Origin of the sequence: Streptomyces sp. NPDC094448 (assembly GCF_044763775.1) — a bacterium.
In the GTDB taxonomy this organism is placed as follows: Bacteria; Actinomycetota; Actinomycetes; order Streptomycetales; family Streptomycetaceae; genus Streptomyces.
Genome location: NZ_JBIWGU010000002.1, coordinates 173446 through 196641 on the forward strand (window position 1 = coordinate 173446; position 23196 = coordinate 196641).

The following is a 23196-nucleotide window of genomic DNA, read 5'->3' on the forward strand; positions in this document are numbered from 1 at the left end:
GCCGGCCGGCGGTGGGCCCGACCCCCCGTACGGCTGATCGGAACGGCATCAAGCCCCCTGTCGCTCAAGTGGCGGGGGGCTTTGCGCGCGCTTAGCGTGGCGGCATGATCGAGCTGGAGGATCTCACCAAACACTTCGGTCCGAAGGTCGCCGTCGACCATTTGTCGTTCCGGGTCCGGCCGGGCATGATCACCGGTTTTCTGGGACCGAACGGCGCGGGCAAGTCCACCACGATGCGGATGATGCTGGACCTGGACCTGCCGACGGCGGGGACGGTCCGGATCGACGGGCGGCACTACCACGAGCTGTCGGAGCCGCTGAAGTACGTCGGGGCGCTGCTGGACGCCAAGGCGATGCACGGCGGGCGGAGCGCGTACAACAATCTGCTCTGTCTGGCCCAGGCGAACCGGATTCCGGCGTCGAGGGTCTCCGAGGTGCTGGACATCGTCGGGCTGTCGCCGGTGGCGGACAAGAAGTCGAAGGGGTTCTCGCTGGGGATGGGGCAGCGGCTCGGCATCGCGTCGGCGCTGCTGGGGGATCCCGAGATCCTGATGTTCGACGAGCCGGTCAACGGGCTCGACCCCGAGGGCATCCACTGGATCCGGAATCTGATGAAGTCGCTGGCCGCCGAGGGCCGGACGATCTTCGTCTCCTCGCATCTGATGAGCGAGATGGCGCTGACCGCCGACCATCTGATCGTGATCGGGCAGGGGAGGCTGCTGGCGGACACGTCGATGACGGACTTCATCCGGCAGAACTCGCGGAGCTATGTACGGCTGCGCTCGGCCGAGCAGGAGCGGCTCCGGGACGTACTGCACGGGGCCGGTTTCACCGTACGGGAATCGGCCGGGGCGCTGGAGGTCGACGGTGCGACGACGGAGGCGCTGGGCGAGCTGGCGGCCGCCCACCGGGTGGTGCTGCACGAGCTGAGCGGGCAGCAGGCCTCGCTGGAGGAGGCGTTCATGCAGATGACGGCGGGCTCCGTGGAATACCACGCGCACGGCACTCCGGCGGCCGGGGCCTCCGGTGCCCAACCGGCCGGCGGGCCGACCGGTCCGGACTGGGGCGCGGGCTGGGGGACCCGGGACGGCGAAGGCCACCACAACGGCGGCGGCGGCCGCAGCAAGGGAGTCTGACGGATGGCCTCGGTGCCCGCGGCCCTCCAGTCGGAGTGGACCAAGATCCGTACGGTGTCGTCGACGGTCTGGACGCTGCTGGCGGCCTTCGTCGCCACGGTGGCGATCAGCGGCGCGCTCTGCGCCGTCTACAACGCCACCTTCGGCGATCTGCCCGTCGAGCAGCAGCTGACCTTCGATCCGGTGCTCGCCGGTTTCTCCGGGATCGTGCTGGGGCAGCTCGCGATGGTGGTCTTCGGGGTGCTGGTCGTGGGCACGGAGTACAGCTCCGGCATGATCCGTACCTCGCTGGCCGCGGTGCCCCAGCGGGGCACCTTCCTCTTCAGCAAGATCGCGGTGGCGACCGCGCTGGCGCTGCTCGTCGGCTGGATCACCAGCTTCGCCAGCTTCTTCCTCGGCCAGGCGCTGCTCGGTGAGCACGGCACCACGATCGGCGCGGACAACGTACTGCGCGCGGTCGTCGGGGCGGGTCTGTACATGGGCCTGATCGCGCTGTTCTCGATGGGTGTGGCGACGATGCTGCGCTCCTCGATGCTGTCGCTCGGCATTCTGATGCCGTTCTTCTTCCTGGTCTCGCGGATCCTGATCCTGGTCCCGAAGGCCAAGGACGTGGCCCACTACTTCCCCGACCAGGCCGGTTCCAAGATCATGCAGGTGGTGCCGGGCGCCATGGGCAGCGATCGGGTGCCGTACGGGCCCTGGGAGGGCCTGGGAATCATGGTGCTGTGGGTGGTGGCGGCTCTGATCGGCGCTTTTCTGGTCATCAAGAAGCGGGACGCCTGAACCGCAGATATCACTCTCCGTCACCATCGGTTCGGAATCCCGTTCTCACGGGAACCGCCGGCCTCCGGATATCCTCGTAAGCCTTACGGGGGGCCGGCGGCGACGATGCCCGAGGCCCGGAACATCTGACGCCGATAGGGCGGGAGCATGATCGAGGCAGTCGGCCTGACCAAGCGCTACGGCACCACGACGGCCGTGTACGACCTCACCTTCCAGGTCCGTCCCGGCGTGGTGACCGGTTTCCTCGGCCCGAACGGTGCCGGGAAGTCCACCACGATGCGCATGATCCTCGGCCTGGACAATCCGACGTCCGGGACAGTCACCGTCGGTGGCCGTCCGTTCCGTACGGCGACGAACGCGGCCCGGGAGGTCGGCGCGCTGCTGGACGCCAACGCCGTCCACGGCGGGCGCACCGCCCGCAACCATCTGCTGGCCCTGGCCCAGCTCTCCGGCATCCCGGCCCGCCGGGTCGACGAGGTCCTCGGCGTCGTCGGCCTCCAGGACGTGGCCAAGCGCCGCTCCAAGGGCTTCTCGCTGGGCATGGGCCAGCGGCTGGGCATCGCGGCGGCCCTGCTGGGCGACCCCAAGGTGCTGCTCTTCGACGAGCCGGTCAACGGGCTCGACCCGGAGGGCGTCCACTGGGTCCGGAATCTGATGAAGTCGCTGGCCGCCGAGGGCCGGACGATCTTCGTCTCCTCGCATCTGATGAGCGAGATGGCACTGACCGCCGACCATCTGATCGTGATCGGCCGGGGGCAGCTGCTGGCCGATATGGGGGTACGGGACTTCATCGCGGCCAACTCGGCCGGGTTCGCCCGGGTCCGGATCCCCGAGGACGAGCCGGGGCGGCGCGAGAAGCTGTCCGGGGTGCTGGCCGAGGCGGGGGCGCGGGTGATGCCCGAGCCGGACGGCGCGCTGCGGGTGATGGGCCTGCCGCTGCCGAGGATCAGCGACCTGGCGCACGGCGCCGGTGTCCGGCTGTGGGAGCTGTCACCGCACCGTGCGTCGCTGGAGGAGGCGTATATGCGGATGACGCAGAGCGCCGTCGACTTCCGCTCGACGCAGGACGAGAAGGCGGGGCTGATGGAGCAGCAGCCGTACGGGGAGTTCCGGATGCCCGACGCCCCGACGGGCGGCGGCTGGTACGCCCCGCCGCGCCCCGGCGGGAACCTCTCCGCCGGACCGCCCCCGGCGGCCGTAACAACGTCCGGGATGCCGAAGTCCGAGCCCGCCGCCCCGACCACGTCCGAGGACCCCCGATGACCACCTCCCGCCAGCCGTCGGGCGCCCCCGTCACCGGATACGTCTCGCCCATCCCGGTCCGTCCGGCCCGGCTCTCCGACGCCATCGCCTCCGAGTGGACCAAGATCCGTTCACTGCGCTCCACGATGTGGACGCTCGGCGGGATGGTCGGCCTGTTCTTCGGGGCCGGCACCCTCGTCGCCCTCATCGTGAAGTCCAGCGACGACGGGACCTTCGTCCGGGACGAGGTGCTGACGCTGGGCTTCTTCGGCGCCGTGCTCAGCGGTATCTGCGTGATCACCCTGGGGGTGCTGACGATCACCTCGGAGTACAGCACCGGGATGATCCGTATGACCATGACCGCCTGCCCGTCGCGGGCCCGGATCCTCACCGCGAAGGCCATCGTCTACTTCGTCCTGGTGTTCGTCGCGACCTCGGTCACCACGCTGCTGCTCGGTGTCGTACAGGTCGGCATCCTCGGCGGCGAGCCGGACGGCGGCCGGTGGCTGCGCGCCACCCTCGGTGTCAGCCTCTACCTGGCCTTCCTGGGGCTGCTGGCGCTGGGCGTCGGCTCGATGGTCCGGCACTCCGCGGGCGCGATCACCATCATGTTCGGTGTCGTCCTGCTGCCGCTCGTGATGACCGTCCTGATGGTCACCTTCGATGCGCTCCGCGGGCTCAGCGAATGGCTGATCCAGTACTCCATCCCCGGCCAGCTCGGGGTCCTCTACGAGGGTTCCCTGATGGACGGCGGGCCAATGGCCTGGGAGCCGCTGGCGATCATCATCGGGCTCGCCGCCGTATCGCTGGCAGGCGCCTACGCGATGCTGGAATCGCGCGACGTGTAGTCGCGAGGTGCATCCCGGTGGACCGGGCCGGAGGGGAGACCCCCGGCCCCGCGGCCGCCGGCCGCCCGGTCAGTGCCGGGGCGCGTTACGGGACCGCTGCACCCGGCTGGTGCGGCGGTCCTTGGCGTTCCAGCAGGCCTTGTGCCAGTGCCGCCGGTCGTCCACCCCGCCGTGGTCCGGCCAGGCCACCACATGCGGTACGCCGGAAGGGATCTCCTGGTCGCAGCCGGGGCAGCGGTAGCGCTTTCCGTCGGCGGCGGCACCGGCGACATGCCGGACCGACCAGTCCTCGCCCTGCCAGGACTCGGTACGGCCGAAACCGCCGTACCGGTCGCCGGTCCCACCGGCCGGAGCGGAGGATTTGTCGCCGCCCTTGGGGCGGTTGTGGCGGGGAGACACGCGGCACCTCGCGGGGCAAGTGGGGACGTTTCCTTACGAGTCCAGCCTACGGGCCGGGGCCCCGGGTAGACGCACCCGGGAGAGTGACAGCCCGCCCGCCACCGGGCCCAGTTACCGGACAATCGCATGATTTTCGCCGCCGCCCGTGCCTTTGGCACGTGTCAGGCGTTAGTGCGGTCAGGGGGGTCGGGCCATCGGCCACGAGGAGGCAGCAGGCATGCGCGTGGGTACGTTCGTCCTGGCCGCTCAGTTCCCGGGCCAGGGACGGGGGGAGGCACTGCACCGGGCGGTGCGGACGGCGGAGGTGGCCGAGGAGTCCGGGCTGGACGGGGTCTGGCTGGCGGAGCACCACTTCGTCCCGTACGGGGTCTGCCCGTCGGCGGTCACCCTGGCGGCGGTGCTGCTGGGCCGGACCCGCCGGATCCGGGTCGGCACGGCGGTGAGTGTGCTGCCGAACGTCCATCCGGTGGCCCTCGGCGAGCAGGCGGCCCTGCTGCACATCACCAGCGGGGGGCGGTTCTCGCTGGGAGTGGGCCGCGGCGGGCCCTGGATCGACCTGGAGGTCTTCGGCTCCGGACTCGCGGCGTACGAAAGCGGCTTCCCCGAATCCCTCGATCTGCTGCTGCGCTGGCTGCGGGAGCCCTCGGTGGGCGCGGCCGGCGACCGGTACCGCTTCCGCGAGGTCGCCGTCGTACCGCGCCCCGCCGATCTGCTCGACGGCGCACCGCGGTCCACCGCGGATGGTCCCGCCGAGCCGCACGACGGCACGGCAGCAGATACGACCGCGGCAGTCGGAGCCGGTACGGGAGCAGCCGGCGGCGGTACGGCGGAGTTCGCCGGCGCCCCCGGCGCGCACCCCGAGGTCGTCGTCGCCTGCACCTCTCCGGACGGGGTGCGGATCGCCGCCGAACGCGGACTGCCGATGCTTCTGGGCATGCACTGCGGCGACGAGGAGAAGGCCGAGATGATCGCCCTCTGGCGGCGGCACGCCCTGGCCGCGGGACACTGCCCCGATGCCGTCGCCGCCGCGGGACACGTATCCGCCGGAGTGGTCCAGATAGCCGACGAGGCCGGGGAGGCCCGTGGGGCCCTGCTCAAGGCCATGCCGGGCTGGCTGAGGCTGGGACTCGGCGCCCATCGGACGGTCGACGACCGGGTACGGACGATGCGGGACCCCGTCGCCTATACCGAACTGCTCTGTTCGCTGCATCCGGTGGGCCCGCCCCGGGCGGCGGCCGACCGGCTGGCGGCCACCGCGGAACGTACCGGCATCACCCGCTTCGCGCTCCTCGCCGAGGGCTCCGGCGATCTCGTCGCCACGGAGACCACCGTGCGCCGCCTCGGCGAGGAAGTCCTTCCCCTGCTGCGCTGAGCAGCGGCGGCTCCGGACCGGGGCACGGGCCGGGCACGCCGGGCACCGGCCCCGCGCGCCCTGCCGGGCGCCTCGGCGCCCCGAGCCCGGCTGCCGGGAGTTCCCCCCGCCGCGGGAAGCGTCCCGTGCGGGGGGCTCACGGGGGCCGCCCTCCCCCTCGCCCCGGGCGGCGTGGGGGACCCCCGGCGGCGGCCGGGTGCCCCGCACTTCCCGTAGCGCGAGGCCGTTTCCGCTGCCGCCCGCTCGGATCAGCAGTCGCGGAACTCCGGCGACTGGTTGAGCAGCTGCGCCCGGGAGGAGGTGAAACGGCCGAGCCGCTCGTCCACCGACGGGTCCAGCGGGAACACCGCGACGCGGTGGCAGTTCTGGAAAGCGAGACGTACTCCGAAGTGCCGCTGGAGCGCACCGCGTATCGCGTCACTCGCGAGCGCGCGCAGCAGTTGACCACGTGCCTGCTCGTCCGGCGGGGGCGTCTGGTTGTCGGCGAAATCCCCGCCGTCCACCTTCAGCCTGGCCACCAGAGAGCTGATCATCTCCCATGCATAGGGCAGGGAGGTCCGGACGCAGTCGACGAAGGCGGCTTCGTCGACCTCGCCTCGCTCGGCCTGTTCCAACAGCGCCGGTGAGACGTCGAGCGACATGGGTTCTCCTCTCGCGACCCCGGATTCCGGGGTCTTACGGGCAGGGAAGGAGGTCCGCCGGTCCCCCGGTGGCACCGGCATGCGCGGAAAAATGACGACGCACAGTACGCGTCCGGCAACCTCCTGCATCCACGGTAAGTGCGGTGTCCCGGTGGCACCAGAAGATTGGGCCGACAACCAGCCAGAAGCGAACAGGGACAAGTGGGGCGACCCGAAGGGGCTCAGCCAGGCTCAGTAGCGGGTGCGGACGGTCGAGCGCAGGCGGAATCGCGCGCGGCGGTGCCCGTCGAGTAGCGTTGCCGACCATGCGCCTCGTCATCGCCCGTTGCTCCGTGGACTACGCGGGCCGGCTCACCGCCCACCTCCCGTCCGCTCCCCGTCTGATCCTGGTGAAGGCGGACGGCAGCGTCTCCGTCCACGCGGACGACCGGGCGTACAAACCGCTCAACTGGATGTCCCCTCCGTGCACCCTCAAGGAGGGCGACGGAAGTGTCTGGACGGTCATCAACAAGGCGGGCGAAAAACTGATCATCACCATGGAGGAGGTTCTCCATGACTCCTCGCACGAGCTGGGGGTCGACCCCGGGCTGATCAAGGACGGTGTCGAGGCGCACCTCCAGGAGCTGCTGGCCGACCGGATCGAGACGCTCGGCGACGGCTATACGCTGATCCGCCGTGAGTACCCCACCGCGATCGGGCCGGTGGACATCCTCTGCCGGGACGCCGACGGGGCCACGGTCGCCGTGGAGATCAAGCGGCGCGGCGAGATCGACGGGGTGGAGCAGCTCACCCGCTATCTGGAGCTGCTGAACCGGGATCCGCATCTGGCGCCGGTCCGCGGGGTGTTCGCGGCCCAGGAGATCAAGCCGCAGGCCCGGGTGCTGGCGACGGACCGGGGTATGCACTGCGTCGTCCTGGACTACGAGGCGCTGCGCGGTATCGAGGACGACAAACTTCGGTTGTTCTGACAGTTCCGGCTGTTGCGGCTGTTGCGGCTGTTTTCGACGCCGGGCCGCGCGCCCGTCACCACCGCCCCGCCCCGGAATCCGGGCCGGGGCGGTGCCGTGTCCGGAACCCGGCGGGGGTACGCGCATCCGTACCGCCTCCGGCCCGTCCGCCGGGTGTCAGCCGGCCGACGGGGAGCCGGAGTCCGGGACCGGGGAAGCCGGGTCCGGGGCCGGTGCCGAGGTGCCGGACACGGCCCCTTCGGGTGCCGACTCCCCGGTCGGCGGCGGTTCGGAGGTCGCGCTGCCCGTCGGCCCGGGGGTCGGTGACTGCGGCGGTCCGGTGGGCGGCGTGGTGGGCGGCTCCGTCGTCGGCCCGCTGTCCGACGGTTTCGGGGTCGGCGGCGTCGACCGGGTCGGCGACGGGTCCGCCGGTGACGGGGAGTCCGACGGGCCTGCCGTCGCGCGTGCCGTCTCCCGGGATGCGGCGGGCGACGGCGAGGGGGAGCGTTCGGACGGTGCGGTACGGGACGGCTCCCGGGTCGGGTCGCCGATCACCGGGTCCTGCGGCGGGGCGGGTTCCCCGGTTGCCGCCCCGTCCTCGTGGAGGTCCTCGTCGGGTACGGAGTCGCCGGGGTCGACCCGGGTGCCGGGCTCGACGTCGTCGGACGCCGGGGCGAAGGTGAGGACGGTGCCCAGGACCGCGACGAGCACCGCTCCGGCGCCCGCCGCCACCAGATTGCGCCGGGCGCTGCCGAGCAGCAGACCGCCCCGGCGGCGGCGCGGTTCCTTCTGCGGGTACGGGGCGGCGAGGGCCTCCGGGACCGTCAGCGGCTCCGAGATGGCCGCCGCGGCGCCCGTGGGGAGCGCGGGGCGCACCGGGGGCCTGCCGAGTTCGACCGGGCGCGGTCCGAGCCGGGACGCCACCTCGTCGTCGTCCGGCTTGCGGAGGGTCCGGGGCGCGGGCACGGGCAGCGGGGGCGGTACGGGCACGGGTACCGGCAGCAGCCGGGGCGCGGCCGGACCGCCGGGCGCTATCGCCCGGGGCGCGGGCACGACGGCGCCGCCCTCGCCGGCCGGCTGCTTCTCGCGGTCGGTGACCAGGGCCAGGGCGCGGCGCCCCGCGACGGTTCCGTTCTTGTCGGCGAGTGCCCCGCGGAGCCCGATGGAGGCTTCGAGTTCGGCGCGGGCCCGGCCGAGGTTGTCGGTGCAGAGCGCGAGGACGCCCAGTTCATGGTGGAAGTAGGCCTCCTCGGCGACCTCTCCCGCTATTCGCGCGGCCTCCGAGCCCATCCGCAGGGTGCTCTCCCAGGCCGTCCAGTGCAGTCCGGCGGCGAAGACGGGGGCCGCGGCGCGGGCGAGCCGTACGGCGGTGCTGAGCCGTCCCGGCACCCGGCCCGCGAGCAGGGCGGTCAGGGCGGCGAGTACGGCGTCGGCCTCGACGACGACGCGTTCCGCGGTCACCGAGGGGTGCGCGGTCCACCAGGCGTAGTGGCGGGCGGCGGTGTGGGCGCGGTCCGTACCGTCGTCCGGGCGGCCGCCGGAGGCGGCAGTGCCGGAATCGGGGCCGGGATCGGGGCCGTACCCCTTCTCCTTCAACTGGTCGAGCGCGCCCGGGGCGAGCCGCCGGCGCGGTCCGGCGGGCGAGAGCAGCCCGCAGGCCGTCAGCTCTCCGAGGGCGCTGTCGGCATGGGTGTCGCCGATGAGGGCGGGCAGATGCGCCTGGTGCGGCACTTCGCCGCCGAGGGCGACGGCGAGCCGCAGGGTCTCGCGCGCGCTCTCGCTGAGCCGGGACGCGAGCAGCGCTGCGGGGGCCGCTCCCTGACCGAGTGTCGGGAGCCGTACGCCGGTGGTACGGGCGCCTTCGAAGGGGGAGGCGTCCTCCGCGGCGTCGGCGTCGGCGCGCAGTGCGTCGCTCTGCCGCAGCAGGGCCCCGGCCTGGACGAAGCGGAGCGGCAGCCCCTCGGATTCGAACCACAGGTCGCCCGCCCAGTTGCGCTCGTCCTCGGTGAGGTCGCGGTCGACGAGCCGGGCGACGAGGGCGAGGGAGCCGGCGCGGCTGAGTCCTTCGAGTTCGGCCTCGTCGATCCGGGGGCCGTGGGGGCCGTCGCCGGAGTCGGGTCCGGCCGGGAGGGAGGCGATCAGAAAGGCGCATTCGGGCGCCGCGTCGAGGAGTTCCGTCAGTGCGGAGGCCGGTCCTTCGAAATCGTCGAGGACGACGACGGCACCGATCGCGGCGATCCCGGCGAGGAGTTCGGCACGGTCGGGCCGGTGGCGCTCGCTGCGGTGCACGGCGGCGAACAGGGCGTGGAGGAGATCACCGGCGGTGCGGTGGAGTCCGTTGAGCCGGATCACGCCGTCCGGGGCGAGACCGGCGCAGTCCTGGGCGACGAGGTCGAGCAGGGCGGTGCGGCCGGATCCCGGGGGGCCGGTGAGCCGGACGGAGCGGCCGCGGCCGAGGAGTCGGCCGAGGCGTTCGCGTACCTCGTCGCGTTCGACGAGCCCGGGGCGGGGCCGGGCCGATCCCGAGGGTACGGGCGGGGCTCCGGCCCGTTCGTGGGCGGCGCGTTCGGCGGCGGTCCGCCGCTCGGGCCGGTCCGGCCAGTTCTGGTCCGCGGGGGCGCCGCCGGGCGGGCGGAGGGCGATCTCGCTGCCGTCGACGGGGTTGACGGTGAGCAGGAAGTCGCCCGCGACGACCGGGGTGATACGGACGGGGGCGGGCGCGGGGTGGGCGAAGTTCTCCACGGCGGGGTCGCGCGGGGCGCGCGGCATACCGCCGCTCCCGCCGGAACTGGCCCTGTTCATCGGCTCCCTCGGCTTCATTGGCTCCCTTGTTCCCTGGCCCCGGACAGGGGGTTGGCGCGGGTTCCCGTCCGTTCCCGTGCCTGCCCGTACGTATCCGTCCGGCCGTTCCGCGGCTCCGGCCGGAACCGAACCCTTGACGGTGGCAGGGTATCCCCCCGCCCGGGGGGTGCCGTGCGGTCCGCGAGGTCACGATCCCATGAGAAATCGGCGGATGGTGTGCGGGCCGTACGGACGTCCGGTGACCGGCCGGGCCGTGGTGCGCGGCGGCGGTGGCCGGAACCGGTAGCGGGCGGGGGCGCCGGCGCGGTCCGCGGCACGGCGCCGGGGCCGGGGCGGCCCCGGACCGGACGGGGAGTCAGACGCGGGGCAGGGATTCCGCGGCGAGGCCGCCCTCGATGGCGAGAATCCGGTGCAGCCGGGTGGCGACCAGCAACCGCTGCATCTGCGGCGGCACTCCGCGCAGGACGAGCCGCCGGCCGCAGCGGCCGGCCCGGCGGTGGGCACCCATGATGACCCCGAGCCCGGTGGCGTCCCAGGAGTCGAGGGCGGTGAGGTCGAGCACCAGATCCCCGTCCCCGTCGTCGACGGCCGTGTGCAGGACCGTACGGGCGTCCGCCGCGCTCCGGACGTCGAGGCGGCCCCCGACGACCAGCTCGGTGTGGTCGCCCCTGATGTGCATATGCGCTCCCGAGAGTGCTTCGGCTGTCGTTCGTCCGGCTGTTGGGGACACCCCGCGCCGCCGGGCGCGGGCGGTGATGCCCCGTCACGGCGCACTGAGATGTTTCGATGCATCCGGTGCGCCGGGTCCGTCCGGGCCGGTCTGCCGGTCCCGTCCGGTTCCGGCGGCCCGTCCCGTCCGGGCGGTTCCGTCAGTCCACTGCGGTTCTCCATCAACTGACTGCATTACGGGCCGCTCGGTTGCTGGTTGTAAGCGAACCGATACCGAAATCACTCCGAAGGGTGATCGACGGGGCCCGGAAGCCCCGTCGGTACGGGCTGTCCGGAACGGCCCGTACCACGGTGTCGGCGAGGTGGATCCGTACGCACCGACCGCCGTCCGGCCCCGGAAGCCGGCAGGAACCCGGACAGGACCGGGACCGGCGGCCGTCGCGGCGTGCCGCCCGCGTCCGCACCCGCCCTGTGCGGGACCTGACGCGTCAGTACGTGTAGAAGCCCTGCCCGCTCTTGCGCCCGATGTCACCCGCGTCCACCATCCGGCGCATCAGCTCCGGCGGGGCGAACTTCTCGTCCTGGGACTCGGTGTAGATATTGCCGGTGGCGTGCATGAGGATGTCCACGCCCGTGAGGTCGGTGGTGGCCAGCGGCCCCATCGCATGGCCGAAGCCCAGCTTGCAGGCGAGGTCGATGTCCTCGGCGGAGGCGACACCGTTCTCGTACAGCTTGACGGCTTCCACGACCAGCGCCGAGATCAGGCGGGTCGTCACGAATCCGGCGACGTCCCGGTTGACGACGATGCAGGTCTTGCCGACGGACTCGGCGAACGCCCGTGCGGTGGCGAGGGCTTCGTCGCTGGTCTTGTAGCCGCGGACCAGCTCGACGAGCTGCATCATCGGCACGGGCGAGAAGAAGTGGACGCCGACCACCCGTTCGGGGCGGGAGGTGGCCGCCGCGATCTTGGTGATGGGAATGGCGGAGGTGTTGGAGGCGAGCACCGCGTCGGCCCGGACGATCCGGTCGAGGGCCCGGAAGATCTCGTGCTTGACCTCCAGCTTCTCGAAAACGGCCTCGACGACGACGTCCGCGTCGGCGGCCGCGTCGAGATCGGTCGTGGTGGTGATCCGGCCGAGGGCGGCCTCGGCGTCCGCCGCCGCCAGCTTGCCCTTGCCGACGAACCGGTCGAGGGACGCCTCGATGCCGTCGGTGCCGCGGGTCAGGGCCTCGTCGGTGATATCGCGCAGGACGACGTCCCAGCCGGCCAGGGCGGAGACCTGTGCGATACCGGACCCCATGAGTCCGGCCCCGATGACGGCGAGCTTCCCGGCCACGCGACACCCCTTAACAGTCGTTCACTTTTCGCCTCTCGGCGGAGGTTAGCGCCCACGGCCGGTGCTGTGGCGCCGAAGAGATGCGCGTCACGCTCCGGCGGGCGTACATCACACCGCGGGATGGGGAGCGGCGGTTCGGCCGTGGTTCACCGGGGAGGGTCAGTCGGTGCGCACGGCGTAGCCGAGGACCCGTTCGCCGAGGAGGGATTCGACCTCGTCGACGAAGAGGAGCGTGGCGGCGGCGACGTCCTCGGGGGCGCAGCCTGCCGCCATCCCGCCGCGCACCGCGTCCAGGACGGACCGGTGGATCCAGTCGATCTGCCCGGCGACGAGGGCGGGCAGCGGATCCCCCGCGGCGGCGGCGGTCTCCTCGCGCAGGGTCAGTTCGAGCTGTTCCATACCGCGCTGCTGGAGGCGGGCGAGACCGGCGCGCAGCGTGGCGGCTTCCTGGACCACCAGCAGATAGCGTTCATGACCGCGGGTCAGGCCGATCCGGGGCGAGACGGCCTCGGCCTCGGCGCGCAGTTCGCGCAGTACGGCGGCGGCCGCCGACTCCCCGATGTCCCGGCCGCGCACCCAGCGGGAGAGCCGGGCGACGAGTTCGTCGCCGCGGTCGAGGAAGAGGTCCTCTTTGGTGGCGAAGTAGTTGTAGACCGTATTGACGGAGACCTCGGCGGCGTCGGCGATCTCGGCGATCGTGACCGCGTCGAAGCCGCGGTCGAGGAAGAGGCCCGTGGCCGTATCGGAGATATGCCGTCGCGTTCGCGCCTTCTTGCGCTCCCTCAGCCCTTCGGTCATACGGCAACCCTACCCGCTGCCGCAGTGGAGTCCATTTTTGACTTCAATGAATTTTTTAAGTCCATTGCAAATTTTTATCGGTTCTGCTTCGCTGCTGTCATGCCCGTCATCAGCATGTCCGCGCTGAGCCGGACCTTCGCCGGCCGCCACCGCCCGGGCGGCCCCGCGCCCGGCCCCCGGCGACGTCACTACGCTGGACCCATGGTGAATCTGACGCGTATCTACACCCGGACCGGCGACGACGGCACCACCGCGCTCGGCGATATGAGCCGGGCGCCCAAGACGGATCTGCGGATCGCCGCCTATGCCGACGCCAACGAGGCGAATGCCGTCCTGGGCACCGCGGTCGCCCTGGGCGGGCTGCCGGAGGAGGTCGTCACGGTCCTCGTCCGGATCCAGAACGACCTCTTCGACGTCGGCGCCGATCTGTCGACGCCGGTCACCGAGAACCCGCAGTATCCGCCGCTGCGCGTGGAGCAGTTCTACGTCGACCGGCTGGAGAAGGAGTGCGACCACTTCCTCGCCTCCCTCGACAAGCTGCGCAGCTTCATCCTGCCCGGCGGCACTGCGGGCGCCGCCCTGCTGCACCAGGCCTGTACGGTCGTACGCCGCGCCGAGCGGTCCACCTGGGCGGCGCTGGAGGTCCACGGCGAGACGATGAACCCGCTGACGGCGACCTATCTCAACCGGCTGTCGGATCTGCTGTTCATCCTGGCCAGGACGGCCAACAAGGAGCGCGGGGACGTGCTGTGGGTCCCCGGCGGCGAACGCTGACCCGCTCGGTGTATCGACCCGCGGGCTTGTTTACCCGGGTGACGGGCGGGTGTCCGCCGAGCGACCAGGTGATCCAAGCGGCACGGACAAGCGGAACGACTGCTACGGGATCTGCCGAAGTTCCGCGAGACCCCCGAGGCCCGGCGCCTTGCTTCGCCCCCGACGGGCTGCTCAGATGTGAACAACCACCAACTTTGCCGGGTATGTGACCAGTTCTTGTCCGGTGTGCCCCTGAGCAGAGGTGTTCCGTGCGATTCCGCTTCCCTGCCGCCGCCTCCGCCCGCAGGTGGCGCCTCGTGGCAGCGCCGGCCGGTGCCCGGGTGTCCGCGCTCGTGCTGCCCGCCTCGCCGCTCGTCGCCGACTGCATCGACGGGGACACCGGCTCCTCCACCGCGCCGCCGGCCCCCAGCCGCACCGACGTCACCCCCCTGGTCCGGACCGCGCCCCGGGCCGACGGTCCGGGCCCGGTCCCCCTGGCCGGAACAGCCACCAGGTCGCGGTCTGCCGAGGCCGGGGCCACCATGAGCAGCGCCTGCACCGTGCCCGGAGGCGGCACGCGCAAGTCCGCGCGGTTGATCACCGCCTTCACCGGCTGATCCGGCCCTGCGAACCTGAAAGGCCCATCGGTGCAGCGAACCGTCGTATGCGTGGAGACCCCCGCGTTCTTCCTGCGCGCACTGCGCGAGGTCGCGCGCGAACACGGCGACCGCCTCCTGGCGGTGGCCTCGGACCCGCCACCGGTTCCGGGGGTCGGTGTACTGGCCGACGGCGGACTCACGCTGCCGCAACTGGCGCGGGCCGTCAGCGCGCGGTGCTCCTCCGCACCGGTCGCGGCGGTGATCGCCACCAAGGAGGTGCACACCGTCGCCGCGGCGCGCCTGGCCCGGGATCTCGGGGTCGCCCGCAATCCGCTGAGCGTCGTGGAAGCGGCCCGCGACAAAGCCCGGATAAAAGAGATCTGGCAGGCCAACGGCATCCCCACACCGCGCTCGGTGCCCGTGGACCCGCAGGGACCACCACCCGAAGCGTCCCTGTTCCCGCTGGTGGTCAAGCCCACCCACGGCTACGCCAGTGTGGGTGTCCGGCGCGTCGACAACAGCGCCGACCTGGCCCGCCAACTGGACCGGATCGCGGACCTGAACACCGCCACACTGGCTCAGGGCTCTGCCGACTTCCTGGCCGAGCCCTACCTGGACGGCCGAGAGTACTGTGTGGACACCGTGTGGTTCGACGGCGATCCGCTGTGCGACGGGGTACTGGCGCGCTACGAGGACCCGAACGCCGCACACACCTTCCCCGACCGGCTCTACGTCAGCGAACCGTGGATGGACCCCGCACTGCGCGCATCGGTCGTCCAGCTGACCCATCGCGCCGTACGCGCACTCGGCCTGCGTTTCGGCCCCACCCACACCGAAGTCCGCTTCCACCGCGGACAACCCCACGTGCTGGAGTGCGCGGCACGCCCCGGAGCCAACGCGGTCTTCCACCACCTGCTGCGCAGCGCCACCGGCACCGACTTCACCCGTGCCTTCTACCTCAGCCAGATCTGCACCGACCGCGCCCAACTCGACCGCAGCCCGGCACCGACCCCCGTAACCGAGCACCCGGACGACGGCGCTCACTACTTCTGGTACCAGCTCCCCTACCAGGGTCACGGAACCATCCGCGAGATCCGGGGCCTCGAAGCCCTGGCCGAGCGGCCCGACGTCGAACTGAGCCTGTGCTACAAGCGGCCCGGTGACGTCCTGTACCCCCACAGCGACATGGACCCGCAGTACTTCTGCTCCGTCGTCGCACGCTACCGACCCGGCCCCGGAACCCCACCGCTCTGGGACCATGTGCGCTCCTTCGACCAAGCGGTGGAGGTCCTGTTCTGAGCCCGCCGGCCGCCACCGCCCCCACCGGCGGGCACGACTGCGGGTACCGGGCCGTCCTACGCTGTCCCGGCGCCAAACGGCTGCTGCTCACAGGTCTCACAGCCCGGATCCCGGTAGCCGCAGCCGCGACCGCGCTGACACTGCACGTCGTGCTCGGCCTGCACCGGGGCTACGGCGCAGCCGGGGCAGTAGTCGGCGCCTATGTCCTGGGGGTGGCGACTGCTTCACCACTCCTCGGACGGCAGGCCGACCGCAACGGACCGAGGATCGTAGTGGCGGTGACCGCAGCCGCATCGCTGGCCTTCTGGACGACCGCGCCCCTGCTGACCTGGCACCAGCTTCTGGCCGCAGCCGCGGGCGCAGGCGCAGCACAGGTGCCCGTCACCACCGTGGTCCGCCGCCACCTCTCCACAACCATCCCCCCGCACCTGCGCCGTCCCGGCTTCGCCCTGGACTCCATGGGCGTCGAGATCAGCTTCATGGCCGGACCAGCGCTGGCGATCACCCTGGCCACCGGCCCCCTCGGCACCAGCACGACCCTGCGCGGAGTAGGCGCAGCGACGGCCGTGGCAGCGGGCGCACTCCTCCTCAGCCTCCCGAACACCACCAGCCGCACCAATACCTCGCAACCGCCCCTGCCACAACGCTGGCCGCACCTGTGGAGCTTGCTCGTGCTGGCAGGGGCCACGGCCATGGTCGCCACCGGCACCGAGATCGCCATCGTGGCCCTGCTGCGCACTCACGGCCAGGCGCCCCTCGCGGCGGTAGTCATCGCCCTGTGGTGCTGTGCCTCCCTGGCCGGAGGCTTCCTCTACGGAATCCTGCCCACCCCTCCCCCGCTGACAGCACTCGCCGCAAGCCTGGGGGCCTTGACCGTACTCGCCGGCGCAGGAGGCCAGTGGTACACGCTCGCACTGCTCCTGATTCCTGCCGGCCTGGTGTACGCGCCGACCGTGACTTCCACCCTCGACGTCCTCACCCGGCACGTCCCCGCAGCCGATCTCGGAAGGTCCCTGGGGTACCACAGCGCCGCGATGACGCTGGGTAACGCAATGGGGGCACCGCTTTCCGGACTTGCCCTCGACCACGGCTCACCGGCCTGCGCGTTCGCCGCCATCGGCTCGGCGGCGATGCTCGGCGCGCTGCCGTGGACCCTCCGCCGGTTCAGCGCCTCCCGCGCCGCAGTCGACGACGCGTGAGGACACCTAGTAGTGCTGTGGCCGGAAGGGTTGCCGGCCCGCGACAAACCCTTCCGGCCACAGCACTAGAGGCGCTTGCCGGTGCGCTGGTGCTCACGGGGCCCGGCGGCGAGGTCGTTGCCCCAGGCGTCCCGGCCCTCGGGCGCCTTCGGCGGGGCCAGGGTGTACCAGAGCGCGACCAGCCCGTGGATCCCGGTGATCTTCCAGGCCTGGGCGATCCAGGCCCAGAGGCTGTTGTCCCGGGCGCCGTCGCCGACGTAGGCGATCGCGAGCAGCAGCAGTACGGTGGCGGTCGCCGCGCCCGTGACCGTACCCAGCCACACCTTGCCCTCGTGGGCGGCGCGCTCCCGGCCGTACTTCGGTGCCCGCGGCGGCTCGACGCCGTCGAAGCGCCGGGCGGCGAGCCCGTCCAGCCACTTCACCGTGCGACGGCCGTGCCCGACCGTGTAGCCGATGTACAGCGCCGCCAGTCCATGGGTCCAGTTCGGCTCGGCCCCGTTCCTGAGGTCGACGGCCGTCGCGATCAGCAGGACGACCTCCAGCACCGGCTCGCACAGCAGCAGCGCCGCGCCCAGACGCGGCTTGCGCAGGACGTAGCGGGCCCCGAGCCCGGCTGCCAGCAGCACCCAGAAACCGACCTCACAGATCACGATCAGCGTGACGATCACGACTGCACCCCTCTCTCCTCCGTCCAGGCTCCCCCGCCCCGGGCCGCCGGACGTCGTCGCGGGAGAGGAGATGGCGGGCCGCGGAAGTGCATCCTTCGATGTAGCAGCCGTTCCCCCGCGCTCACGACGCCCGCGGCGACCGGGCCGTGTTTGATGGGAATGTGAGCCTCCCCCGCCCCCATCGCGACGATGTCCTCATCGCCGCGGCCGCCCTCGTCGGCGGTGTACTGGTCTGGTCGCTCGGGCTCTATATGCAGCGCCCGGACACCAGCCCGACGCCGCCGTGGGCCGCCCTGGTGCCGCTCGTGGTCATCTGCTGCCAGGCCGCCTTCCGCCGCACCCGGCCGCTGACCACCCTGCTGGTCGGCTGCCTGGCGCTGATCGGGGACCTGTTCACGGTCGGCTCGCTGATCACGATCGTCGTCTTCACGGACGCGGTGTACTCGGCCGTGGTCTACGGCCCGGCCAGGTTCACCCGCCATCTCCCGAAGATCACCGGAGTGCTGACCGTCGTCGTGACGGGTGTACTGCTCGCGGTGCTCCGGGTGGCGGAGTCCCTGCTGCTGGGCATCGTCTTCGGGCTGATCACCTTCGCTCCGGCGGCCACCGGCGCGATCGTCCGCAACCACCGCGAGGCGGCGGACGCGGCCAGGCTCCGGGCCGAGCAGACCGCCCTGCTGGCCGAGATGGACCGGGCCCAGGCGGTGACCGCCGAACGCTCCCGGATGGCCCGGGAACTCCACGACCTGGTCGCCAACCACCTGTCGGCGATCGCGATCCACTCCACGGCCGCGCTCTCCCTCGACGATCCGAAGACCACCCGCGGCGCGCTGGAGGTCATCCGCGAGAACAGCGTCGAGGGGCTGGCCGAGATGCGGCGGCTGATCGGGCTGCTCCGGGACAACAGCGACGACCGGGAGCCCGCCGCCCGCCCGTCGCTGGCCGGGATCGACTCCCTGGTGGCCCAGGCCAGGACCAACGGCGCGGCCAGCGGGATCGACGTGGTCATCGACGACCGGCGGCCCGGCGGAGGCGGGGAGGGGCCGGGGGCGGTCGCCCTGCCCGCGCCGGTCGAGCAGGCGGCGTACCGCATCGTGCAGGAATCGCTGACGAACGCGTTGAAGCACGCCGCCCCGGGCCTGGTGAGCATCGTCCTCGAACACACCTCGGGCCGACGGCTGACCGTGGTCGTGACCAGCCCGTACGGCGCCCGCTCCGGCCCCCGGGCACCGGGGTCCGGAGCCGGGCTGGTGGGGATGCGGGAGCGGGCCGTACTCCTCGGCGGGGAGTTCGAAGCGGGCCCGGAACCAGGCCCCGACGGCGGTCCGGAGAAGATCTGGCGAGTACGGGCGGCCCTGCCCGTACCCGACGACAAGGAGCCCGAAGCATGATCCCGGCAGACGACGGCACCACGACGGCACCCGTCCGGGTCCTGGTCGCCGAGGACCAGAGCGCGGTCCGGGCCGGCCTGGTGCTCATCCTGGGCAGCGCACCGGACATCCAGGTGGTCGGCGAGGCCGCCGACGGCGAGGAGGCGGTACGGCTCGCCCGCGAGCTGCGCCCCGATCTGGTGCTGATGGATGTCCAGATGCCCAGGCTCGACGGGGTGTCGGCGACGCGTCAAGTGGTCGCCGAGGGACTGGCGGACGTCCTTGTGCTGACCACCTTCGACCTCGACGAGTACGTATTCGGCTCGCTGCGGGCGGGCGCGTCCGGCTTTCTGCTGAAGGACACCGAAGCCCTCGGTCTGCTGGAGGCGGTCCGGACGGTGGCCCGCGGGGAGGGGCTCATCGCCCCCGCGGTAACCCGGAGACTGATCGCGGAATTCGCCACTCCGCGGCCGGTTCGCGCCTCTGGCGGACCCGATCCGGCCCTCCTCGACACCCTCACGCGCCGTGAGCGGGAGGTGCTGTCGTGTCTGGGCGAAGGCCTGTCGAACGCCGAGATCGCCGAGCGGCTCCGGATGGCGGAAGCCACGGTCAAGACCCATGTGAGCAGGCTGCTCGGGAAACTGGAGCTGCGCAGCCGGGTCCAGGCGGCCGTCCTCGCGCAGGAGTTCGGCATCTGACGGAGCGTCCCGCTGTGGCCGGAACCCGGCGGTTGGACGGGGCTGTCCGGGGGCACCTCACTATGGTCTGGACCTATTGACGATTGGTCCAGACCTTCTTACTCTCACCGGAACACACGCTGCGGTGAGCCTCGCAGAGTGCGCAGTGCACGGTTCCACCCTGGTCCCACCCCCACTGTCCGGACCTCCTCAAGGAGCACCCGTGAGCACTCAACCCCCACCTCTGCACGTCCCCAGAGCCCGATGGTCGCTCAGATCGAAGGTGACCGCGGTCCTGGCCGCACTGGTGGTCCCGATGGCCGCGATGGTCGGCCTCGCATCACCCGCCCAGGCCGCGACCTCGGCCACTGCCACCTACGCCAAGGGCTCCGACTGGGGCAGCGGCTTCGAGGGCAAGTGGACGGTCAAGAACACCGGCACCACCACCATCAGCAGCTATACCGTCGAGTGGGACTTCCCCACCGGCACGCGGGTCACCTCCGCCTGGGACGTCGACGTGACCAACGTCGGCAACCGCTGGACCGCGAAGAGCAAGTCCTGGGCCGCCGCGCTGGCTCCCGGCGCGAGCACCACCTTCAGCTTCAACGGCACCGGTCCGGGCGCGCCGTCCAACTGTAAGATCAACGGCGCCAATTGCGAGGGCGGTCCCACGGACCCGCTGCCCACCGCCCCGGGCACCCCGGCCTCCAGCAATGTCACGGAGACCTCGGCCGTCATCTCCTGGACCGCGGCGACCGACAACACGGGCATCAAGAACTACGACCTCCTCCGTGACGGTCTGAAGATCGCCACCGTCACCGGGCTGACGTACACCGACAACGCCCTGACCAAGGGCACGCAGTACAGCTACTCGGTCCAGGCCCGGGACACCATCGACCAGCTGGGCCCGCTCAGCGGCGTCCACAGCTTCACCACCCCGGGCGGCGGCGGCCCCGGCGGCAACAAGATCAAGATGGGGTACTTCACCAACTGGGGCGTCTACGGCCGCAACTACCATGTGAAGAACCTGGTGACCTCCGGCTCCGCGGCCAAGATCACCCACATCAACTACGCCTTCGGCAACGTCCAGAACGGCCGCTGCACCATCGGTGACTCCTACTCCGACTACGAGCGCGCCTACACCGCCGACCTCTCCGTCGACGGCGTCGCCGACACCTGGGACCAGCCCCTGCGCGGCAGCTTCAACCAGCTCCGGAAGCTGAAGCAGCAGTTCCCGCACATCAAGATCCTCTACTCCTTCGGCGGCTGGACCTGGTCCGGCGGCTTCGGCCAGGCCATGCAGAACCCGGCGGCCTTCGCCCAGTCCTGCTACGACCTGGTGGAGGACCCGCGCTGGGCCGACGTCTTCGACGGTATCGACCTGGACTGGGAGTACCCCAACGCCTGCGGTCTGACCTGCGACACCAGCGGCCCCGCCGTGATGAAGAACATGGCGCAGGCGTTCCGCACCAAGTTCGGCCCGAACTACCTGGTCACGGCCGCGATCACCGCGGACGGCAAGACCGGTGGCAAGATCGACGCCGCCGACTACGGCGGGGCGGCCCAGTACCTCGACTGGTACAACGTCATGGCGTACGACTTCTTCGGCGCCTGGAGCGCCCAGGGCCCGACCGCCATGCACTCCCCGCTCACCGGGTACACCCCGATCCCCGAGCCGGCCTGGACCTCGGCCACCGCCATCGCCAAGCTCAAGGCGAAGAGCGTGCCCGCGAACAAGCTGCTCCTGGGCGTCGGCTTCTACGGCCGCGGCTGGACCGGCGTCACCCAGACGCTCCCGGGCGGCACGGCCACCGGACCGGCCCCGGGCACCTATGAGCCCGGCTTCGAGGACTACAAGGTCCTCAAGAACACCTGCCCGTCCAGCGGCACCCTCGGTGGCACCGGGTACGCCAAGTGCGGCAGCAACTGGTGGGGCTACGACACCCCGGCGAACATCGCCACCAAGATGACCTGGGCGAAGAACCAGGAACTCGGCGGCGCGTTCTGGTGGGAGTTCAGCGGTGACACCAGCAACGGCGAAATGGTCACGGCGGTCCACAACGGCCTGCAGTGACACGGCACGGGGGGCGTGCCTGATGCGCCCGTGAGCCCGTGAGCCGACGCAAGGGGGCCGGGGAGAAAGATCTCTCCCCGGCCCCTTTCGCATGCGCGGGCCCAGCGGACGACCGGTGCGGTCGAAGTCCGGTGGGGTCGAAGTCCGGTGGGGTGGTTCGCCGCCCGCGGGCCGGTTGCGGCTTGTCGCGCAGTTCCTCGCGCCCCTGGGTACCTGTTCCCCAGGCCCTTCGACGATGCCGGTGACCCCGCGAAGCCGCCCTTCCGGAGGGCCCGAGGCGAGAGCACCTGGGGGTCCCCCGTGCCGAAGGCGTAGGTGGGGGCACCTCCCCACGCCTCTGGGCGTAGGGGTGGGGGCACCTCCCACGCCGCCAGGCGTAGGGGGAGAATTGCGCGAGAAACCACCCACGGTCCGGGGACGGGCGACCGGCGCACCCGTTACGGACCGGGGCCCGGAACACGCACCGCGCAGCGGGAGGCGGCTACGCGACGTTGACCCGCTGGCCGGGAGGCGCCGCCTCCAGCCAGGCCAGGAAGCCCGTCAGCGCGTCCTCGCTCATCGCCAGCTCCAGCCTGGTCCCCTCGTGCAGACAGCCCAGCACCACGGCGTCGGAGAGCAGTGCCAGCTCCTCCTCGCCCTCGGGCGTACGCCGGCCGACGACCTCGATCGCGGACCGCTCCAGCACCCGGCGGGGCCGCGGCGCGTACGAGAAGACCCGGAACCACATGATGCGGTCACCGCTGTAGCGGGCGACCCCGTACACCCAGCCCTTGCCGGGCGGCAGGCCGGACTCCGCGTCATCGTCGGGGACGTCCCACCGCAGGGAGCAGTCGAAGGTCCCTCCGGAGCGCTGGATCAGCCGGCGGCGCAGTCCGAAGACGAACAGCCCGATCCCCACCAGTGCGACGACCGCCAGCACGCTCACCAGCACCACGAGGAACATCGCCACCGACCTCCTCGCTTCGTCGTCGTACCCAAACCCGGTCTCCGCCCCGTGCGGAGAAGGGGTCCCCTTCGCACCTGCATCGCCTCAGCCGCGGCCCGGTCTGGAGGTTCCAGTCCGAGCCGCGGCTGAGGTCTTGTCCGTACGGCGGGGCGCTCAGCCCACCGCCACCGCGCGCAGCCGGACGTCCGCACGGCGCTCGGCCGCCGCGTCCGAATCCGACTTGGCACGCTCCAGCGCACGCTCGGCACGCTGGGCATCGATCTCGTCCGCCAGCTCGGCGATCTCCGCCAGCAGCGACAGCTTGTTGTCGGCGAAGGAAATGAATCCGCCGTGTACGGCGGCGACGACCGTGCCGGCACCCTCGGGGGTGCTGGTACGGATGGTCACCGGGCCCGACTCCAGCACACCGAGCAGCGGCTGGTGACCGGGCATGACGCCGATGTCGCCGGACGTGGTGCGCGCGACGACCAGGGTGGCCTCACCGGACCAGACCTGACGGTCGGCGGCGACCAGCTCGACATGCAGCTCAGCAGCCAAGGGTGGCTCCTCGGGTCACCACCCGGCGGCTTCGCCGGGTGTCGGTTCATCAGTCTAGTAGGGCACCGGACACGATCGCGCCGGGGCCCGCTCCGGCCCG

Annotated in this window: 22 protein-coding genes; 13 read left to right on the plus strand and 9 right to left on the minus strand. The window is 71.8% G+C overall.

Features of this window, described 5'->3' with window-relative positions; translation table 11 throughout:
• The first annotated feature begins 104 nt into the window (after positions 1 to 104).
• From ACIQ9E_RS04240 to ACIQ9E_RS04255, 4 genes are all read left to right on the plus strand, one after another.
• Complete coding sequence (locus tag ACIQ9E_RS04240; protein ID WP_403701717.1) at positions 105 to 1136, plus strand: ABC transporter ATP-binding protein; 1032 nt, start codon at positions 105 to 107, stop codon at positions 1134 to 1136.
• Between the two features lie 3 nt (positions 1137 to 1139).
• The gene (locus ACIQ9E_RS04245) at positions 1140 to 1919 is read left to right on the plus strand and encodes an ABC transporter permease (RefSeq protein WP_403701720.1); all 780 of its coding nucleotides are present in this window, start codon (positions 1140 to 1142) and stop codon (positions 1917 to 1919) included.
• 147 nt (positions 1920 to 2066) lie between these two features.
• On the plus strand, positions 2067 to 3182 hold the full coding sequence (locus tag ACIQ9E_RS04250) for an ABC transporter ATP-binding protein (RefSeq protein ID WP_403701723.1): 1116 nt from the start codon (positions 2067 to 2069) through the stop codon (positions 3180 to 3182).
• Positions 3179 to 4009: an ABC transporter permease subunit gene (locus ACIQ9E_RS04255; RefSeq protein ID WP_403701726.1), complete on the plus strand. Its 831-nt coding sequence runs from the start codon at positions 3179 to 3181 to the stop codon at positions 4007 to 4009. The genes ACIQ9E_RS04250 and ACIQ9E_RS04255 overlap by 4 nt, the downstream gene beginning before the upstream one ends.
• Before the next feature lie 69 nt (positions 4010 to 4078).
• Here the strand turns inward: ACIQ9E_RS04255 and ACIQ9E_RS04260 are convergent, their stop codons facing one another.
• Entirely contained in the window at positions 4079 to 4408 is a 330-nt protein-coding gene (locus ACIQ9E_RS04260) for an ATP/GTP-binding protein (protein WP_403701729.1), read from the minus strand.
• A 217-nt stretch (positions 4409 to 4625) separates the two neighbouring features.
• Here ACIQ9E_RS04260 and ACIQ9E_RS04265 point away from each other — a divergent pair, with 217 nt between their 5' ends.
• A complete protein-coding gene (locus ACIQ9E_RS04265) occupies positions 4626 to 5780 on the plus strand; it encodes an LLM class flavin-dependent oxidoreductase (RefSeq protein ID WP_403701732.1) in 1155 nt (384 codons plus the stop codon).
• A gap of 248 nt (positions 5781 to 6028) precedes the next feature.
• Here ACIQ9E_RS04265 and ACIQ9E_RS04270 read toward each other — a convergent pair whose 3' ends face one another.
• Positions 6029 to 6421, minus strand: a complete 393-nt coding sequence (locus ACIQ9E_RS04270) for an SCO5389 family protein (protein ID WP_403701735.1) — start codon at positions 6419 to 6421, stop codon at positions 6029 to 6031.
• A gap of 305 nt (positions 6422 to 6726) precedes the next feature.
• Here ACIQ9E_RS04270 and nucS point away from each other — a divergent pair, with 305 nt between their 5' ends.
• On the plus strand, positions 6727 to 7389 hold the full coding sequence (gene nucS, locus ACIQ9E_RS04275) for an endonuclease NucS (RefSeq protein ID WP_186768160.1): 663 nt from the start codon (positions 6727 to 6729) through the stop codon (positions 7387 to 7389).
• A 156-nt stretch (positions 7390 to 7545) separates the two neighbouring features.
• Here the strand turns inward: nucS and ACIQ9E_RS04280 are convergent, their stop codons facing one another.
• From ACIQ9E_RS04280 to ACIQ9E_RS04295, 4 genes are all read right to left on the minus strand, one after another.
• Positions 7546 to 10170, minus strand: a complete 2625-nt coding sequence (locus tag ACIQ9E_RS04280; RefSeq protein ID WP_403701738.1) for an ATP-binding protein — start codon at positions 10168 to 10170, stop codon at positions 7546 to 7548.
• Between the two features lie 355 nt (positions 10171 to 10525).
• Positions 10526 to 10849: an STAS domain-containing protein gene (locus ACIQ9E_RS04285; protein WP_006346582.1), complete on the minus strand. Its 324-nt coding sequence runs from the start codon at positions 10847 to 10849 to the stop codon at positions 10526 to 10528.
• Positions 10850 to 11327: 478 nt separating this feature from the next.
• The gene (locus ACIQ9E_RS04290; RefSeq protein WP_403701742.1) at positions 11328 to 12176 is read right to left on the minus strand and encodes a 3-hydroxyacyl-CoA dehydrogenase family protein; all 849 of its coding nucleotides are present in this window, start codon (positions 12174 to 12176) and stop codon (positions 11328 to 11330) included.
• A gap of 159 nt (positions 12177 to 12335) precedes the next feature.
• A complete protein-coding gene (locus ACIQ9E_RS04295; RefSeq protein ID WP_403701745.1) occupies positions 12336 to 12974 on the minus strand; it encodes a TetR/AcrR family transcriptional regulator in 639 nt (212 codons plus the stop codon).
• A gap of 201 nt (positions 12975 to 13175) precedes the next feature.
• Between ACIQ9E_RS04295 and ACIQ9E_RS04300 the strand changes: the two genes are divergently transcribed.
• The 4 genes from ACIQ9E_RS04300 to ACIQ9E_RS04315 all read left to right on the plus strand — a co-directional run bounded on the left by ACIQ9E_RS04300 (position 13176) and on the right by ACIQ9E_RS04315 (position 16824).
• The gene (locus ACIQ9E_RS04300) at positions 13176 to 13748 is read left to right on the plus strand and encodes a cob(I)yrinic acid a,c-diamide adenosyltransferase (protein ID WP_403701748.1); all 573 of its coding nucleotides are present in this window, start codon (positions 13176 to 13178) and stop codon (positions 13746 to 13748) included.
• Between the two features lie 296 nt (positions 13749 to 14044).
• The gene (locus ACIQ9E_RS04305; protein WP_403701750.1) at positions 14045 to 14344 is read left to right on the plus strand and encodes a hypothetical protein; all 300 of its coding nucleotides are present in this window, start codon (positions 14045 to 14047) and stop codon (positions 14342 to 14344) included.
• Positions 14345 to 14395: 51 nt separating this feature from the next.
• Complete coding sequence (locus tag ACIQ9E_RS04310; RefSeq protein ID WP_403701753.1) at positions 14396 to 15625, plus strand: ATP-grasp domain-containing protein; 1230 nt, start codon at positions 14396 to 14398, stop codon at positions 15623 to 15625.
• A gap of 83 nt (positions 15626 to 15708) precedes the next feature.
• On the plus strand, positions 15709 to 16824 hold the full coding sequence (locus ACIQ9E_RS04315; RefSeq protein ID WP_403702882.1) for an MFS transporter: 1116 nt from the start codon (positions 15709 to 15711) through the stop codon (positions 16822 to 16824).
• Positions 16825 to 16889: 65 nt separating this feature from the next.
• On the opposite strand, the gene ACIQ9E_RS04320 is transcribed toward ACIQ9E_RS04315, so the two are convergent.
• Entirely contained in the window at positions 16890 to 17492 is a 603-nt protein-coding gene (locus ACIQ9E_RS04320; protein WP_403701756.1) for a hypothetical protein, read from the minus strand.
• 161 nt (positions 17493 to 17653) lie between these two features.
• Between ACIQ9E_RS04320 and ACIQ9E_RS04325 the strand changes: the two genes are divergently transcribed.
• From ACIQ9E_RS04325 to ACIQ9E_RS04335, 3 genes are all read left to right on the plus strand, one after another.
• On the plus strand, positions 17654 to 18883 hold the full coding sequence (locus ACIQ9E_RS04325) for a sensor histidine kinase (protein WP_403701759.1): 1230 nt from the start codon (positions 17654 to 17656) through the stop codon (positions 18881 to 18883).
• Entirely contained in the window at positions 18880 to 19560 is a 681-nt protein-coding gene (locus tag ACIQ9E_RS04330) for a response regulator (protein WP_403701761.1), read from the plus strand. Before ACIQ9E_RS04325 ends, ACIQ9E_RS04330 begins: the two co-directional genes overlap by 4 nt.
• A gap of 304 nt (positions 19561 to 19864) precedes the next feature.
• On the plus strand, positions 19865 to 21613 hold the full coding sequence (locus ACIQ9E_RS04335; protein WP_403702886.1) for a glycosyl hydrolase family 18 protein: 1749 nt from the start codon (positions 19865 to 19867) through the stop codon (positions 21611 to 21613).
• A 481-nt stretch (positions 21614 to 22094) separates the two neighbouring features.
• Here the strand turns inward: ACIQ9E_RS04335 and ACIQ9E_RS04340 are convergent, their stop codons facing one another.
• Positions 22095 to 22556 carry a DUF2550 domain-containing protein gene (locus ACIQ9E_RS04340; RefSeq protein WP_403702889.1) on the minus strand — a complete coding sequence of 154 codons (462 nt, stop codon included), beginning with the start codon at positions 22554 to 22556 and terminating at the stop codon, positions 22095 to 22097.
• 156 nt (positions 22557 to 22712) lie between these two features.
• Positions 22713 to 23096 carry a F0F1 ATP synthase subunit epsilon gene (locus ACIQ9E_RS04345; RefSeq protein ID WP_403701763.1) on the minus strand — a complete coding sequence of 128 codons (384 nt, stop codon included), beginning with the start codon at positions 23094 to 23096 and terminating at the stop codon, positions 22713 to 22715.
• Between the last annotated feature and the right edge of the window lie 100 nt (positions 23097 to 23196).

Excerpts from the sequence above, each read along its gene's own strand:
- nucS (WP_186768160.1), top strand. The coding sequence starts at position 6,727 with ATGCGCCTCGTCATCGCCCGTTGCTCCGTGGACTACGCGGGCCGGCTC.
- ACIQ9E_RS04295 (WP_403701745.1), bottom strand. The coding sequence starts at position 12,974 with ATGACCGAAGGGCTGAGGGAGCGCAAGAAGGCGCGAACGCGACGGCAT.
- ACIQ9E_RS04265 (WP_403701732.1), top strand. The coding sequence starts at position 4,626 with ATGCGCGTGGGTACGTTCGTCCTGGCCGCTCAGTTCCCGGGCCAGGGA.
- ACIQ9E_RS04245 (WP_403701720.1), top strand. The coding sequence starts at position 1,140 with ATGGCCTCGGTGCCCGCGGCCCTCCAGTCGGAGTGGACCAAGATCCGT.
- ACIQ9E_RS04300 (WP_403701748.1), top strand. The coding sequence starts at position 13,176 with ATGGTGAATCTGACGCGTATCTACACCCGGACCGGCGACGACGGCACC.
- ACIQ9E_RS04250 (WP_403701723.1), top strand. The coding sequence starts at position 2,067 with ATGATCGAGGCAGTCGGCCTGACCAAGCGCTACGGCACCACGACGGCC.
- ACIQ9E_RS04335 (WP_403702886.1), top strand. The coding sequence starts at position 19,865 with ATGGTCGGCCTCGCATCACCCGCCCAGGCCGCGACCTCGGCCACTGCC.
- ACIQ9E_RS04270 (WP_403701735.1), bottom strand. The coding sequence starts at position 6,421 with ATGTCGCTCGACGTCTCACCGGCGCTGTTGGAACAGGCCGAGCGAGGC.
- ACIQ9E_RS04340 (WP_403702889.1), bottom strand. The coding sequence starts at position 22,556 with ATGTTCCTCGTGGTGCTGGTGAGCGTGCTGGCGGTCGTCGCACTGGTG.
- ACIQ9E_RS04255 (WP_403701726.1), top strand. The coding sequence starts at position 3,179 with ATGACCACCTCCCGCCAGCCGTCGGGCGCCCCCGTCACCGGATACGTC.
- ACIQ9E_RS04285 (WP_006346582.1), bottom strand. The coding sequence starts at position 10,849 with ATGCACATCAGGGGCGACCACACCGAGCTGGTCGTCGGGGGCCGCCTC.
- ACIQ9E_RS04330 (WP_403701761.1), top strand. The coding sequence starts at position 18,880 with ATGATCCCGGCAGACGACGGCACCACGACGGCACCCGTCCGGGTCCTG.
- ACIQ9E_RS04240 (WP_403701717.1), top strand. The coding sequence starts at position 105 with ATGATCGAGCTGGAGGATCTCACCAAACACTTCGGTCCGAAGGTCGCC.
- ACIQ9E_RS04280 (WP_403701738.1), bottom strand. The coding sequence starts at position 10,170 with ATGAACAGGGCCAGTTCCGGCGGGAGCGGCGGTATGCCGCGCGCCCCG.